The sequence below is a fragment of the Zhihengliuella sp. genome, assembly GCF_031178195.1.
Classification (GTDB): domain Bacteria; phylum Actinomycetota; class Actinomycetes; order Actinomycetales; family Micrococcaceae; genus Zhihengliuella.
This window is the reverse complement of sequence record NZ_JAPSJL010000002.1, coordinates 470639-484798: the sequence shown is the minus strand read 5'-3', so window position 1 is coordinate 484798 and position 14160 is coordinate 470639. Positions and strand designations below refer to the sequence as shown.

Annotated in this window: 14 protein-coding genes; 8 read left to right on the top strand and 6 right to left on the bottom strand. The window is 68.3% G+C overall.

What is annotated here, in order from left to right:
- The first annotated feature begins 9 nt into the window (after positions 1–9).
- On the top strand, positions 10–636 hold the full coding sequence (rpsD, locus tag RIN46_RS04885; RefSeq protein ID WP_309079710.1) for a 30S ribosomal protein S4: 627 nt from the start codon (positions 10–12) through the stop codon (positions 634–636).
- Positions 637–745: 109 nt separating this feature from the next.
- On the opposite strand, the gene epsC is transcribed toward rpsD, so the two are convergent.
- From epsC to msrA, 3 genes are all read right to left on the bottom strand, one after another.
- Positions 746–1330: a serine O-acetyltransferase EpsC gene (gene epsC, locus RIN46_RS04880; RefSeq protein ID WP_309079711.1), complete on the bottom strand. Its 585-nt coding sequence runs from the start codon at positions 1328–1330 to the stop codon at positions 746–748.
- A 21-nt stretch (positions 1331–1351) separates the two neighbouring features.
- Complete coding sequence (gene cysK / locus RIN46_RS04875; RefSeq protein ID WP_309079712.1) at positions 1352–2284, bottom strand: cysteine synthase A; 933 nt, start codon at positions 2282–2284, stop codon at positions 1352–1354.
- Positions 2285–2384: 100 nt separating this feature from the next.
- On the bottom strand, positions 2385–2948 hold the full coding sequence (gene msrA / locus RIN46_RS04870) for a peptide-methionine (S)-S-oxide reductase MsrA (RefSeq protein WP_309079713.1): 564 nt from the start codon (positions 2946–2948) through the stop codon (positions 2385–2387).
- Positions 2949–3393: 445 nt separating this feature from the next.
- On the opposite strand from msrA, the gene RIN46_RS04865 reads away from it, so the two are divergent.
- Both RIN46_RS04865 and RIN46_RS04860 read left to right on the top strand, forming a co-directional pair.
- Positions 3394–4245, top strand: a complete 852-nt coding sequence (locus RIN46_RS04865) for a Nif3-like dinuclear metal center hexameric protein (RefSeq protein ID WP_309080112.1) — start codon at positions 3394–3396, stop codon at positions 4243–4245.
- Positions 4245–5087 (top strand): metal-dependent hydrolase, encoded by an 843-nt coding sequence (locus tag RIN46_RS04860; RefSeq protein WP_309079714.1) that lies wholly within the window; start codon positions 4245–4247, stop codon positions 5085–5087. Before RIN46_RS04865 ends, RIN46_RS04860 begins: the two co-directional genes overlap by 1 nt.
- A gap of 50 nt (positions 5088–5137) precedes the next feature.
- Here the strand turns inward: RIN46_RS04860 and RIN46_RS04855 are convergent, their stop codons facing one another.
- Together RIN46_RS04855 and RIN46_RS04850 are read right to left on the bottom strand one after the other, a co-directional pair.
- Positions 5138–7672 carry a DUF3516 domain-containing protein gene (locus RIN46_RS04855; RefSeq protein WP_309079715.1) on the bottom strand — a complete coding sequence of 845 codons (2535 nt, stop codon included), beginning with the start codon at positions 7670–7672 and terminating at the stop codon, positions 5138–5140.
- Between the two features lie 34 nt (positions 7673–7706).
- Positions 7707–8399, bottom strand: a complete 693-nt coding sequence (locus RIN46_RS04850) for an MBL fold metallo-hydrolase (protein WP_309079716.1) — start codon at positions 8397–8399, stop codon at positions 7707–7709.
- A gap of 455 nt (positions 8400–8854) precedes the next feature.
- On the opposite strand from RIN46_RS04850, the gene nrdH reads away from it, so the two are divergent.
- From nrdH to nrdF, 4 genes are all read left to right on the top strand, one after another.
- Positions 8855–9097 carry a glutaredoxin-like protein NrdH gene (nrdH, locus tag RIN46_RS04845; protein WP_309079717.1) on the top strand — a complete coding sequence of 81 codons (243 nt, stop codon included), beginning with the start codon at positions 8855–8857 and terminating at the stop codon, positions 9095–9097.
- Positions 9090–9530 (top strand): class Ib ribonucleoside-diphosphate reductase assembly flavoprotein NrdI, encoded by a 441-nt coding sequence (gene nrdI, locus RIN46_RS04840; RefSeq protein WP_309079718.1) that lies wholly within the window; start codon positions 9090–9092, stop codon positions 9528–9530. Before nrdH ends, nrdI begins: the two co-directional genes overlap by 8 nt.
- The gene (nrdE, locus tag RIN46_RS04835) at positions 9527–11668 is read left to right on the top strand and encodes a class 1b ribonucleoside-diphosphate reductase subunit alpha (RefSeq protein WP_309080113.1); all 2142 of its coding nucleotides are present in this window, start codon (positions 9527–9529) and stop codon (positions 11666–11668) included. The genes nrdI and nrdE overlap by 4 nt, the downstream gene beginning before the upstream one ends.
- Before the next feature lie 91 nt (positions 11669–11759).
- Positions 11760–12734, top strand: coding sequence for a class 1b ribonucleoside-diphosphate reductase subunit beta (nrdF, locus tag RIN46_RS04830; protein WP_309079719.1), 975 nt, complete (start codon positions 11760–11762; stop codon positions 12732–12734).
- An 84-nt stretch (positions 12735–12818) separates the two neighbouring features.
- Here the strand turns inward: nrdF and RIN46_RS04825 are convergent, their stop codons facing one another.
- Positions 12819–13235: a DUF2809 domain-containing protein gene (locus RIN46_RS04825; protein WP_309079720.1), complete on the bottom strand. Its 417-nt coding sequence runs from the start codon at positions 13233–13235 to the stop codon at positions 12819–12821.
- Positions 13236–13333: 98 nt separating this feature from the next.
- On the opposite strand from RIN46_RS04825, the gene RIN46_RS04820 reads away from it, so the two are divergent.
- Complete coding sequence (locus RIN46_RS04820) at positions 13334–14155, top strand: thioesterase family protein (protein WP_309079721.1); 822 nt, start codon at positions 13334–13336, stop codon at positions 14153–14155.
- The last annotated feature ends 5 nt before the right edge of the window (positions 14156–14160 follow it).

The following is a 14160-nucleotide window of genomic DNA, read 5'->3' as shown; positions in this document are numbered from 1 at the left end:
AGGAGACACGTGGCTAACAACACCCGTGCCCGCCGCAAGGTTCGCATCTCGCGAGCCCTCGGCATCGCTCTGACCCCCAAGGCAGAGAAGTACATGGAGCGTCGCCCGTACGGCCCCGGCCAGCACGGACGCGCCCGCAAGAAGCAGGACAGCGACTACGCAGTCCGTCTGCGCGAGAAGCAGCGTCTGCGCGCTCAGTACGGCATCCGCGAGGCGCAGATGACGCGCGTCTTCGAGGAAGCCCGCCGCACCGCCGGCCTGACCGGTGAGAACCTGGTCGAGCTGCTGGAGATGCGTCTGGACGCACTGGTCCTGCGTGCCGGCTTCGCCCGCACCATCGCCCAGGCCCGCCAGCTGGTCGTGCACCGCCACATCACCGTCGACGGCAAGCGCGTGGACCGCCCGTCCTTCCGCGTCTCCGAGGGCCAGGTCATCGCGGTCCACGAGCGCTCGGAGAAGTTCGAGCCGTTCCAGCTCGCCGCAGCCGGCGCCCACCGCGACGTCCTGCCGACCGTGCCGTCCTACCTGGACGTCAAGCTCGAGTCGCTGCAGGCCACGCTCGTTCGCCGCCCGAAGCGCTCCGAGGTCCCCGTGACCTGCGAAGAGAACCTCGTCGTCGAGTACTACGCCCGCTAAGGTCCCCCGGGATCGGGCGCCCGTCCCACCTCCGGGTGGGACGGGATACCACGAAGGAGCCCCGCGGCTGATGCCGCGGGGCTCCTTCGTGTCCGGGACCAGGGGCCGGTCAGATCCAGATGGCCGGGTCCACGTACTCGGCCGGGTCGACGGCCGGCTTGTGCTCCTCCGGGCGCCGTGGCCGGTTGACCGCAGGGATGCCCGTCACGATCGAGTGCGGGGGAGCGTCCTTCACCACGACGGCGTTGGCGCCGATCGCCGAGTCAGCGCCGATGGTGATCGGGCCGAGGACTTTCGCCCCCGCGCCGATCACCACCCGGTCGCCGATCGTGGGGTGCCGCTTGGTCTTGGCCAGCGAGCGACCGCCGAGGGTCACGCCGTGGTAGAGCATCACGTCGTCGCCCACCTCGGCCGTCTCGCCGATCACGACGCCGGACCCGTGGTCGATGAAGAAGCGCCGCCCGATCGTGGCACCCGGGTGGATCTCGATTCCCGTCAGGAACCGCGCGAACTGGGACAGCAACCGGGCCGGCAGTCTCAGCTCGGGCCGCTGCCACAGCCGGTGCGCGACGCGGTGGAACCAGATCGCGTGCAGGCCCGAGTACGCCAGGAAGTTCTCGACGTCGCCGCGCGCAGCGGGATCGTGCGCACGGGCGCCGACCAGATCCTCTTTCAGCCGGGACAGGAAACTCACGTGGGGATGCCTAGCCTTCGGTCAGCGGATGTCGTCGTACAGCAGCGTGGAGATGTAGCGTTCGCCGAAGTCCGGCACCACGGCGACGATGAGCTTGCCCTGGCTCTCCGGACGCGCCGCGACCTGGAGCGCACCCCAGACCGCCGCACCGGAGGAGATGCCGCCCAGGATGCCCTCCTGGGTTCCCAGCTCGCGCGCGGTGGTGACCGAGTCCTCGACGGTCGCGTCCAGCACCTCGTCGTAGACGTTGGTGTCCAGGATCTCCGGCACGAAGTTGGCGCCCAGACCCTGGATCTTGTGCGGCCCGGGCGTGCCGCCGTTGAGGATCGCGGAGTCCTTCGGCTCGACGGCGACGATCTTCACCGACGGCTTCAGCTCCTTGAGCAGGTTGCCGGCGCCGGTGATGGTGCCGCCCGTGCCGATGCCGGACACGAGGACGTCGACCGCGCCATCCGTGTCGTCCCAGATCTCCTGGCCGGTGGTGGCGCGGTGGATCTCGGCGTTGGCCGGGTTGGCGAACTGCCGCGCCCAGATGGCGTTCTCCGTGGTGGCGACGATCTGCTTCGCCTTCTCGACGGCGCCGCGCATGCCCTCGGAGCCCGGCGTCAGGACGATCTCGGCGCCGAAGGCGCGGAGCATCACCCGGCGCTCGGTGGACATGGTCTCCGGCATGGTGAGGATGACCCGGTACCCGCGTGCCGCGCCGACCATCGCCAGGGCGATGCCCGTGTTGCCGGAGGTGCCCTCCACGATGGTCCCGCCCGGACGGAGCTCGCCGGCGCGCTCGGCGGCGTCGATGATTGCCACGCCGATGCGGTCCTTGACGCTGTTGGCGGGGTTGAAGAACTCCAGCTTCACGGCGACGTCGCCGGGGAGGCCCTCGGCGAGGCGGTTGAGCCGCACGAGCGGGGTGCGGCCCACGAGTTCGGTCACGTTGTCATAGATCTTGCCCATGAACTGTCCTATCTGATGGTTCGGATCGGGACGTGCAGCGGTGCCTCTGACGCGCCCTGACATACGCGTCCACCCTATTCGTCGCCGGGAAGTTCGCCGGTCAGTGCTGAGGGGTCATGAGCCACGTGGCGTAATACTGTCTCGCCTTGCTCAACTTGGGGTTGATTATGACCTGGCAATAACCCTCTCCCGGGTTCTTGGCGTAGAAATCCTGGTGGATGTCCTCGGCTGGGTAGAATCTCGGCGCTCTCGACACCTCGGTGACGAGGGGCGCCGGCCAGTCGCTCTGGTGCCGCTCGATAGCGGCATGGAAGGTCCGGCGCTGCCGCTCGTCGGTGTAGAACATGACGGAGCGGTACTGCGTGCCGACGTCGTACCCCTGCCGGTTCAGCGTGGTCGGATCGTGCATCGTGAAGAAGATCGACAGGATGACGTCGCTCGGCACCACCGCCGGATCGAACGTCACGGCGACGACCTCGGCGTGCCCGGTGTGGCCGCTGCAGACCTCGCGATAGTGCGGGTCGGGCGTATGCCCGCCCTGGTACCCGGAGACGACGTCGGTGACGCCCCGGATCTTCCGATAGACGGCGTCGAGGCACCAGAAGCAGCCTCCGCCGAGATAGTAGGTCTCCGGTCCCCTGGGGTCGCTGTTCGTATCAGTCACAGTCGGGTCAACGCGCCGGCCCGTGCAGGCATTCCTTCGCTCCCTCGGCGGCGTGGCCGGGTGTGACGTGGCACACTGCGGCGCGACCGCTGACCAACGCGCCCGCGCGCCCGCGCGCCGGTACGGTAGACGCATGCAGGACGAATCGCGCAACGACGCCGCCACGTCTGGGGATCCGCAGGCCACGCCGCCGGAGCCCGCGTCGGCGAACGCCGCCCCCGCCGGAACCGGGTCGCCCGAACCGGCCCCGGACCAGTCGGGTTCCCCGGGCAGCGCTCGGGACGAAGCTGCCCAGGGGGAGGCCGCTCCGGACGGGGCTGCAGCCCAGGCCTCCGACTCCCGATCGGAGGGCCAGTCGGAGGACGTCGGCGCCGTCCCGGCCGCGGACGCCACCGACGACGGCGGTCCGGCGCCGGACGACGTCGGTGACACTGCCGGTGGGACCGTGGAGCAGCGGGACGGGTCGAACCCCACGCTGGGCGACGTGCTGGTCGCCGTCGAGGAGCTGTGGCCGGCCTCGCTCGCCGAGGAGTGGGACAGAGTCGGTCTGGTGGCCGGCCGCCTCCACCGCCCCGTGCGTCGCATCATGTTCGCCGTCGACCCGACGCTGGAGGTCGCGCGCGACGCCGTCCGCCGCGAGGTCGACCTGCTGATCACCCACCACCCGCTGCTGCTCCGCGGCGTGAACTCGGTCGCCGACACCACGGCGAAGGGCGAGGTCGTCCACGAGCTCATCGAGGGCGGCTGCGCCCTCCTCACCGTCCACACCAACGGGGACTCCGCCGTCGGGGGAGTCTCCGACGTGCTGGCCGACATCCTCGGACTCACGGATGTCGCGCCGCTCGCGGTCGCCGACGCGGGTCTGCCCGAGGAGGGCATCGGCCGGGTGGGACGCCTCGAGCAGGCGACCACGCTCGGCGACTTCGCGCGACGCGTCTTCTCCGCGATGCCCGCTGTGGCCGGAGGAGTCCGCGTGGCCGGCGACGCCGACGCCGTTGTCAGCAGGATCGCTGTCTGCGGCGGCGCCGGCGACAGCCTGTTCGACGCCGTCCGCGCCTCGGGCGCCGACGTGTACGTCACCGCCGACCTGCGCCACCACCCGGCGTCCGAGGCACGGGAAACCGCCCGCGGCGAGCGCCCGTTCCTGATCGACGTGTCGCACTTCGCCAGCGAGTGGCTGTGGCTGCCGGCGGCCGCCGAGGCTCTCGAGAATGTTCTGCTCGACCAGGACTTCGGCGTCGACGTCATGGTCAGCGGGATCAACACTGATCCCTGGGACTTCGTCCTCACCCCGTAGTGCTGGGAGGAAACCACGCCGCCTGCGGGGCGGCGGCCTGGGTCGCGCTGGCGTCCTCGGCGACCGTGCGGCTCGACTGGCTGCAGTCCATTCCCGTCCTGGGGGGCTCTGTCCCGGAGGCCGTCACCCTGGGACTCGGCCTCTTCGGCGACGCTCCCGGCGGCGTGGCCACGGGTGCGCTGGTCTGCGCCGGCGCGGCGTTGCTGCCTGACGCGGACCACCGGCACGCGACCATCGCCCGCTCGCTGCCGCCCGTGACCAACGCACTGTCGGCGTTCCTCGGGCGGATCGCGGGCGGGCACCGGCAGGGGACACACTCGCTGGTCGGCATCGCCGGGTTCATGGTGGTGGCTTGGATCGCTGGACTCTGGCACGTCGACGTCCCGGGCCTCGGCCGAGCCGACGTCGGGCCCGGCCTGTGCACGATCCTCCTGGCCTCGCTCGCCGCCAAGGCCCTTCGGTTCATCCCGGACCGGCTCCAGCGCACCCCGTGGGTCGTCGGTGCGGTCTGCGGCGCCGCCGTCGCACTGTTCAGCCCGGAGGACCCGCGCTGGTTCGTCGCCGCCACAGGCGTTGGCGTCGCCGCCCACATCCTCGGGGACCTGCTCACCGTCGGCGGTGTGAACCCGCTGTGGCCGGTCCGATGGAAGCGGCCGCGGAGCCTCCACCACGCCCCGGTGGCCAACAGTATCTGGCGCCGCAACGGTCACGTGTCCGTCCCCGTGCTCGGAACCACCGGGTCTTGGCGGGAGTGGGTGTTCTCGGTGCCGGTGGCGGCCTACGCCCTGCTCGGGACCGGCATCAGCGTCGCGACGATGATCGCGGCGGCCACGGCGGCCTGACCGGGACGGGTACGCGGCTCACGCCTCCGCGACCGCCGAACCGGCTGGCCTCAGCCGTCGAGGCGACCGATGCGGGTGATCGTCACGACCGCCTCGCCAGCCTCGTCCGAGGCGGCGAGATCGACGTAGGCGTCGATGCCCCAGTCCCGGTGACCGGCGGGGTCTTTGAAGATCTGCCGCACGGTCCAGCGTTCGCGGCCCTGGGTGAGGATGAAGTACTCCTGGCCGCGGCCTCCGGGGCCGTCGTCGATGTCCTCGTGCTCGTCGAAGTACTCGTCCATCGTCTCGGCCCAGGCGTCCGCATCGAAGCCGGCCGGGCCGTCGAGCTCGCCGAGCGCCTGCTCCTGCTCGTCCGCGAAGAGCTGCACGCGCCGGAACATCTCGTTGCGGACCATCACGCGGAACGCGCGTTCGTTGGACGTCAGGCGCTCGGGCTCGGGCGGCACGATCTCGTCGCGGTGGTCCTCCGGCATGTCGCCGCGGGACAGCTGCTCCCACTCGTCGAGCAGGCTCGAGTCGATCTGGCGCACCATCTCGCCGAGCCAGGCGACGAGGTCCTCGAGGTCCTCGCGCAGCGCGTCCTGCGGCACGGTCTGCTGCAGCGCCTTGTAGGCGTCGGTCAGGTAGCGCAGCAGCACGCCCTCGGACCGGGCCAGCTGGTAGAAGTTCACGTAGTCGGTGAAGGACATCGCGCGCTCGTACATGTCGCGGACCACCGACTTGGGCGCCAGCTCGAAGTCGCCCAGCCACGGGGCTCCGTGGCGGTACGTCTCGAAGTTCTCCTCGAGGAGGTCCGCGAGCGGCTTGGCGTAGGTGATCTCGTCCAGGGCGTTCATGCGCTCGTCGTACCCGACGCCGTCGGCCTTCATCCGCGCGATCGCCTCGCCGCGCGCCTTCTTCTCCTGCAGCGAGAGCACCTGGCGCGGATCGTCGAGGGTCGCCTCGACGATGGAGACCACGTCGAGCGCGTACGACGGCGCCTCCCGGTCCAGCAGCTCGAAGGCCGCCAGGGCGAAGGGGGAGAGGGGCTGGTTGAGGGCGAAGTTCTGCGGCAGGTCCACGGTGAGGGCGAGCATGTTGCCGTACTCGTCCGGTTCGGGCCGCCGCACGACGACGCCGGTGGCGAGCAGCTCCCGCAGGATGCCCAGCGCCTGGCGCTGCAGGACCCGCTGGCGCGTCGGCGTCTCGTGGTTCTCGGTGAGCAGCCGCCGGGCCGCGGCGAACGAGTCGCCGGGGCGCTCGAGGAGATTCATGATCATCGCGTGCGTGATCTTGAAGCTCGAGGTGAGCGGCTCCGGCGACGCGGAGACCAGCCGGTCGAAGGTCTTGTCGCTCCAGGAGACGAACCCCTGGGGCGCCTTCTTCTTCGGGATCTGCCGGAGCTTCTTGGAGTCGTCCCCGAACTTGGCGACGGCCTTCTCCATGGCCTTCTTGTTCTCGATCACGTACTCGGGTGCCTGCACCACCACCGTGCCGGCGGTGTCGAAGCCGGCGCGACCGGCGCGCCCGGCGATCTGGTGGAACTCGCGGGCGTTCAGGGCCCGCATGCGTGTGCCGTCGAACTTGGTCAGCGCGGTGATGAGAACGGTCCGGATCGGCACGTTGATCCCGACGCCGAGCGTGTCGGTGCCGCAGATGACCTTCAGCAGCCCCGCCTGGGCGAGCTGCTCCACGAGCCGGCGGTACTTGGGCAGCATGCCGGCGTGGTGGACGCCGATGCCGTGCCGGACGAGCTTGTTCAGCGTCTTGCCGAATCCGGCCGAGAACCGGAACCCGCCGACGAGCTCCGCGATGCGCTCCTTCTCCTCCCGCGTGCAGACCGCCACGCTCAGCAGGCCCTGGGCCCGCTCGATCGCATCGAGCTGGCTGAAGTGCACGATGTAGACCGGGGTCTGGCGGGTGCTGAGCAGCTCCTCGACCTGCTCCTGCACCGGCTGCTCGGAGTAGTAGAAGTGCAGGGGGATCGGACGCTCGGCGTGGGCGACCGTCGTCGTGTGCCGTCCCGTGCGGGCGGTGAGCTCGTCCTCGAACCGCGTCACGTCGCCGAGGGTGGCGGACATCAGGAGGAACTGGGACTGGGGCAGCTCGAGCAGCGGCAACTGCCACGCCCAGCCGCGCTGCGGATCCGAGTAGAAGTGGAACTCGTCCATGACCACGGTCCCGACGTCGGCCTGGTCGCCCTCGCGCAGGGCCATGTTGGCCAGGATCTCGGCCGTGCAGCAGATGATCGGCGCATCGGCGTTCACCGACGAGTCCCCCGTGATGAGGCCGACATTATCGGCGCCGAAGATATCGCAGAGGGCGAAGAACTTCTCGGAGACGAGCGCCTTGATCGGCGCCGTGTAGAAGCTGACCTCACCGCGCGTGAGGGAGTAGAAGTGCGCGGCGACCGCCACGAGCGACTTCCCCGACCCCGTGGGTGTGGCCAGGATGACGTTGTTCCCCTGGACGAGCTCCATGACGGCCTCGTCCTGTGCGGGGTAGAGTCCGATGCCGCGGTCCTCGACCCACCGCAGGAAGGACTCGTAGGTCGTCTCCGGTGTGGCACCGTGGGAGCCGGAGGGCAGCAAGTCGATGAGATTCATGGTGCCTCCACCCTATCCGGGCGCGCCCGGGCAGCTACCACCCGCGGGCGCGCCACTCGGGCAGGGACGGCCGCTCGGCGGCCAGCGTGGTCGGGGCACCGTGCCCGGGCAGGACGACGGCGTCGTCGTACGCGTCGAACAGGCGGCTCGAGACGTCGTCGTACAGCTGGGCGAAGCGGGACGCGTCCCCGCCCGTGTTGCCGACGCCGCCGGGGAAGAAGCTGTCACCGGAGAAGACGAGGGTGGCGGCCTCGGCGTCCTCGGGCGAGCCGGCGGGCCGGTCCCGCAGGACCAGGGCGATGGAACCGGGGGTGTGGCCGCGCAGGTGCACGCAGGACAGTTCGAGGTCTCCGACGGAGAGCGTGTCGCCGTGGGCGAGCCGGTGCCCGACCGTGACGGACTCGCTCTCCTCGATCGCGGCGGCGTCGTCCCGGCCTGCCGCCAGCTCGGCTCCGGTCGAGCCGGCCAGCGCGGAGAGGGCGCGGACGTGATCCCAGTGCCGGTGCGTCGTCGCGATGACCTCGAGCCGGGCCGGTGCGGCGGCATCGCCGGCACCGAGCCGGATCAGGTCCTCGATGGCCCCGGCGTCGTCGGCGGCGTCGATGAGGAGCTGGGCGCCGGTCGCCTTGGAGGTCACGAGGTACACGTTGTTCTCCATCGCGGAGAGGGTGAGGGAGCGCACGGTCGCGTGCGCGAGGTCGTGGGCGGGGGCGGTGCGGGAGTCCATGGCCTCTTCCTACGCCACGGGTGAGGTCGGTCGCAAGGAGGAGTGATGAGCGCCCCTGGACGACACGCCGACGCGGTGGCGACACGCGGCGGTTCCAAGTTGTGGGTGGGGTCTGCACAGGATGTGGACAGCGGGAGGCGAACGCCGAGTTCCCGCGGCAGGGGAGGCCTCGTTTCTCCACACCTCCTGTGGACCGAGGAGCCGGGTAATGACATACTTGTAAGACAAGATCTAGGGGTCGTTCCGTGGGGTCAGCACTAGATGTAGTATCGATATCGCGACGGGGCCGAGGCGGACCGGTCGGGCGCCAGGGCACGGGAAACGGCCCGGACGGACCCGGATCCGCGCCACTGGCCGCGTGCAGCGGGGAGGCCCCCGGCCATCGCCGCGGAATCGCGTCGCAGCAGACTTTCACCACAACTCCACCAACAACAGGGACGAAGGGGATTACAGCCATGACCGTCACGGTGTATACCAAGCCGGCCTGCGTGCAGTGCAACGCCACCTACCGCGCGCTGGATAAGAAGGGCATCGTCTACCAGAGCGTGGACATCTCCCAGGATCCCTCCGCGCTGGAGCAGGTCCGCGCGATGGGCTACATGCAGGCGCCGGTCGTCGTCACCGACAGCGACCACTGGTCCGGCTTCCGCCCGGACAAGATCGAGGAGCTGGCCGAGGCCGCAACCTCCGTTGCCTGACGGGCCGACGCAGACCGAGAGCCACCTGATCTACTTCTCGTCGACTTCGGAGAACACGGCGAAGTTCATCGACAAGCTCGAGGTCGAGGCGGCACGCATCCCCCTCTACGGGTGGGAGCCAGAGCTGGTGGCCACGGAGCCGTTCGTGCTTCTCCTCCCCACCTACGGTGGCGAGGACGGCAGGCACTCGATCCCGCCGCAGGTGATGCGGTTCCTGAATCGGCAGGAGAACCGGAGCCTGCTCCGAGGCGTCATCGGCGCCGGCAACACGAACTTCGGCTCGGCCTACTGCCTCGCGGCACGCAAGATCTCCGCGAAGTGCGATGTGCCGCTGCTGTACAGGTTCGAACTGATGGGCACGCCAGAAGACGTGGCCAACGTACGTCAAGGATTGGAAGAGTTTTGGAAACACCAGTCGCGGAGTCGACCGTGAACCAGGACGGCAAGGAACTCCCCGCAGCCTGGCAGGGGCTGGGCTATCACGAGCTCAACGCCATGCTGAACCTCTACGACGCCGAGGGGAAGATCCAGTTCGGCGCCGACCGCGCCGCTGCGCGCCAGTACTTCCTGCAGCACGTGAACAACAACACGGTCTTCTTCCACGACCTCGACGAGAAGCTCGAGTACCTGGTCAAGAACGAGTACTACGAGCGCGAGACCCTCGACCAGTACTCCATGAACTTCATCCGCGGGCTCTACAAGCGGGCCTACTCCAAGAAGTTCCGCTTCGAGACCTTCCTCGGCGCGTTCAAGTTCTACACGAGCTACACACTGAAGACGTTCGACGGCAAGCGTTACCTCGAGCGCTACGAGGACCGCGTGTGCATGGTCGCCATGCACCTGGCCCGCGGCGACGAGTCCCTCGCCGAGCGACTCGTCGACGAGATCATCGAGGGCCGCTTCCAGCCGGCGACCCCGACGTTCCTGAACGCCGGCAAGGCCCAGCGCGGCGAGCTCGTCTCCTGCTTCCTCCTCCGCGTCGAGGACAACATGGAGTCCATCGCCCGCGGCATCAACTCCGCCCTGCAGCTCTCCAAGCGCGGCGGCGGCGTTGCCCTGTCGCTGACGAACATCCGCGAGCACGGGGCCCCGATCAAGCAGATCGAGAACCAGTCCTCCGGCGTCATCCCCGTCATGAAGCTCCTCGAGGACAGCTTCTCCTACGCGAACCAGCTCGGTGCCCGCCAGGGCGCCGGTGCCGTGTACCTGCACGCGCACCATCCGGACATCTACCGATTCCTGGACACCAAGCGTGAGAACGCGGACGAGAAGATCCGCATCAAGACCCTGTCCCTGGGGGTCGTGGTCCCGGACATCACGTTCGAGCTGGCCAAGCGGAACGAGGACATGTACCTCTTCTCGCCGTACGACGTCGAGCGCGTCTACGGGATGCCGTTCTCCGACGTCTCCGTCACGGAGAAGTACTACGAGATGGTCGACGACGCGCGGATCAAGAAGACCAAGATCAACGCCCGCGAGTTCTTCCAGACTCTGGCCGAGATCCAGTTCGAATCGGGCTACCCGTACATCGTGTTCGAGGACACCGTGAACCGGGCCAACCCGATCGCGGGCAAGATCACCATGAGCAACCTGTGCTCGGAGATCCTTCAGGTCTCCTCGCCGTCGACGTTCAACGAGGACCTGACCTACGAGGTCGTCGGCAAGGACATCTCCTGCAACCTCGGGTCGATGAACATCGCCAAGACGATGGACTCGCCCGACTTCGGACGCAGCATCGAGACCGCCGTCCGCGCGCTCTCCGCCGTGGCCGATATGTCCTACATCGCGTCCGTCCCGTCGATCGCCGAGGGCAACCGGTCCTCGCGTGCCATCGGCCTGGGGCAGATGAACCTGCACGGGTACCTGGCCCGTGAGCGCGTCCACTACGGCTCCGAGGAGGGCCTGGACTTCACGAACATGTACTTCTACACGGTGCTGTTCCACGCGCTGCGCGTCTCCAACCAGATGGCGATCGAGACCGGCAGCCCGTTCGGCGGCTTCGAGGACTCCGAGTACGCATCGGGTGCGTTCTTCGACAAGTACACCGAGCAGGAGTGGGCGCCGAAGACGGAGCGGGTCAAGGAACTCTTCGAGAACACGCACATCCCCACGCAGGACGACTGGCGCGCGCTGAAGGCGTCCGTCATGGAGCACGGCATCTACAACCAGAACCTCCAGGCTGTGCCGCCGACCGGTTCGATCTCGTACATCAACAACTCGACCTCCTCGATCCACCCGGTGGCCTCGAAGATCGAGATCCGCAAGGAGGGCAAGCTCGGGCGCGTCTACTACCCGGCCCCCTACCTCGACAACGACAACCTGGAGTACTACCAGGACGCGTACGAGATCGGTTACGAGAAGATCATCGACACGTACGCCGCTGCCACGCAGCACGTCGACCAGGGCCTGTCCCTCACCCTGTTCTTCAAGGACACCGCGACGACCCGCGACATCAACAAGGCACAGATCTACGCGTGGAAGAAGGGAATCAAGACGATCTACTACATCCGCCTCCGCCAGCTCGCGCTCGAGGGCACCGAGGTGGAGGGTTGCGTCAGCTGCATGCTGTAGTCGCCCCGCGGCAACCAATCGGTACGACGGCGGGCGGGCTCGCCCGCCGTCGTACGCTTAAGACACGAACCCAGGGAAGTCAGGGGAGGACATGACCGAGAAGGTCGCGTTGCATGGCCACGTTCAGGCCATCAACTGGAATCGAATCCAGGACGACAAGGACGTCGAGGTGTGGAACCGCCTCGTGAACAACTTCTGGCTGCCGGAGAAGGTGCCGCTGTCCAACGACGTCCAGTCGTGGGCCACGCTCACTCCGGAGGAGCAGACCCTCACGATGCGCGTCTTCACGGGTCTGACGCTGTTGGACACGCTCCAGGGCACGGTCGGGGCCGTGTCGTTGATCCCTGACTCGCTGACGCCGCACGAAGAGGCCGTGTACACCAACATCGCCTTCATGGAGTCGGTGCACGCCAAGAGCTACTCGTCGATCTTCTCGACCCTGTGCTCCACCAAGGAGATCGACGAGGCCTTCCGCTGGTCGCTCGAGAACGAGAACCTGCAGAAGAAGGCGACGATCGTCGAGTCGTACTATCACGGCGACGATCCGCTGAAGAAGAAGGTCGCCTCGACGCTGCTCGAGTCCTTCCTCTTCTACTCCGGCTTCTACCTGCCGATGTACTGGTCCTCCCGGGCCAAGCTCACCAACACCGCGGACCTCATCCGCCTCATCATCCGCGATGAGGCCGTCCACGGGTACTACATCGGCTACAAGTACCAGAAGGGCCTCGAGCAGGTCACCGAGGAACGCCGGCAGGAGCTCAAGGACTACACCTTCGAGCTGCTCTTCGAGCTGTACGAGAACGAGGTGCAGTACACGCACGACCTCTACGACGGCGTCGGTCTGAGCGAGGACGTCAAGAAGTTCCTGCACTACAACGCCAACAAGGCGCTGATGAACCTCGGCTACGAGGCGATGTTCCCCACGTCCGTCACCGACGTGAACCCGGCCATCCTCTCCGCGCTGAGCCCCAACGCCGATGAGAACCACGACTTCTTCTCCGGCTCGGGTTCGTCCTATGTGATCGGCAAGGCCGTCAACACGGAGGACGAGGACTGGGACTTCTAGCCGGTCGCCGGCCGGCATCGCCGGTTTGGTGGGCCTGACGCCCGGGTCCCGTTGCGCACTGCAACGGGACCCGGGCTCGGTTCCTTAATGGCCGCGATCGAGGGGACGGGAGCGCGAGAGCGCGCGGTCCGCGAGCGCGGCCAGGAGGGCGCCCGCAGCATAGGCGAGCAAGTCCGTCGCCACGAAGGTCGAACCCAGCACGAGTGCCGCGGGCGGGAAGACCGCGGCCAGATCGCGGGGGACCGGCGTCAGCTGCAGCAACTCGACGGCACAGCAGAGCGCCCAGGCCACCGCGGCGACTGTCGGCCGGTTCCCGTCCGGCCGTACCAGAGCGACGAGCAGGTAGAGGAGGGCGGCGTAGAGCGCCCCGCCCACCGCATCGCCGGTCCACCCCTCGAGCAGGAACCTCGACGCGAGACCCACGGGCACGACGTAGACGCCGGCGCACGCGAGCGCCAGACGGCGCCGGGTCCGGGGGCGGGACGATCGGGAGGCGGGCATTCGCTCAGCCTATCGGCGGCGCACTGGGCGTTTTGCGTTGCAGCGCGGCTTGCGCTGAGATGAGAAGCGAGACAAGGTACGGATCAGGAGAGCAGCGGATGACACAGACGTCGGCCCAGGAGGCCCTGCCCGAGCTATCGGTGGGCGATTTCTTCTACGAGGACCTCGGCGGCGGGCGTTACCACTCCACGGTTCACGCCCAGGGGGCCTGGAATCCCCACGAGCAGCACATGGCGCCGGCCACCGGCATCATGACGCACGTCCTGGAGCAGTTCCAGCCCCGAGACGACCTGCGGATGGCCCGCATCAGTCTGGACATCCACGGCATCATCCGCGGTGGCGAATTCGAGATCCGCACCAGAATGATCCGTCCCGGCCGCACCATCGAGCTCGTCGAGGCCGAGATGGTCGCGCAGGGACGCACCAGCATCGTCGCCCGCGCCTGGCGACTCAAGACAGGCGACTCCACCGCCGTTGTCGGTCTCGAGGACGCTCCCGTCGTGGGACCGCACGAGCTCCCGGACTGGACCGGAATGAGTGTGTGGCCGGGCGGGTACATCGAATCGCTCCAGTTCCGCGTGGCCCCCGAACATCGGCCCGGCCGGGGCGTGGTCTGGCTCCGCAACGAGCTGCCGATGGTCGAGGGGCACGAGACGTCGGCGCTGACACATCTGATGGGCATGGTCGACACGGCCAACGGCGTGGCACCGCGCGTCGAACCGGGGCAGGGGTCCTGGATGTTCCCGAACCTGGATCTGCAGATCCACATGCATCGCGCCCCGGTCGGGGAGTGGCTGGGGTTGGAGTCGCAGCAGACCTACGGGGCCGACGGGATCGGGCTGACCTCCGCAGTCCTGCACGACGAACAGGGTCCGTTCGGACGCAGCGAGCAGATCCTGACGGTGCGCCCGCTGGGCTGAGCGTC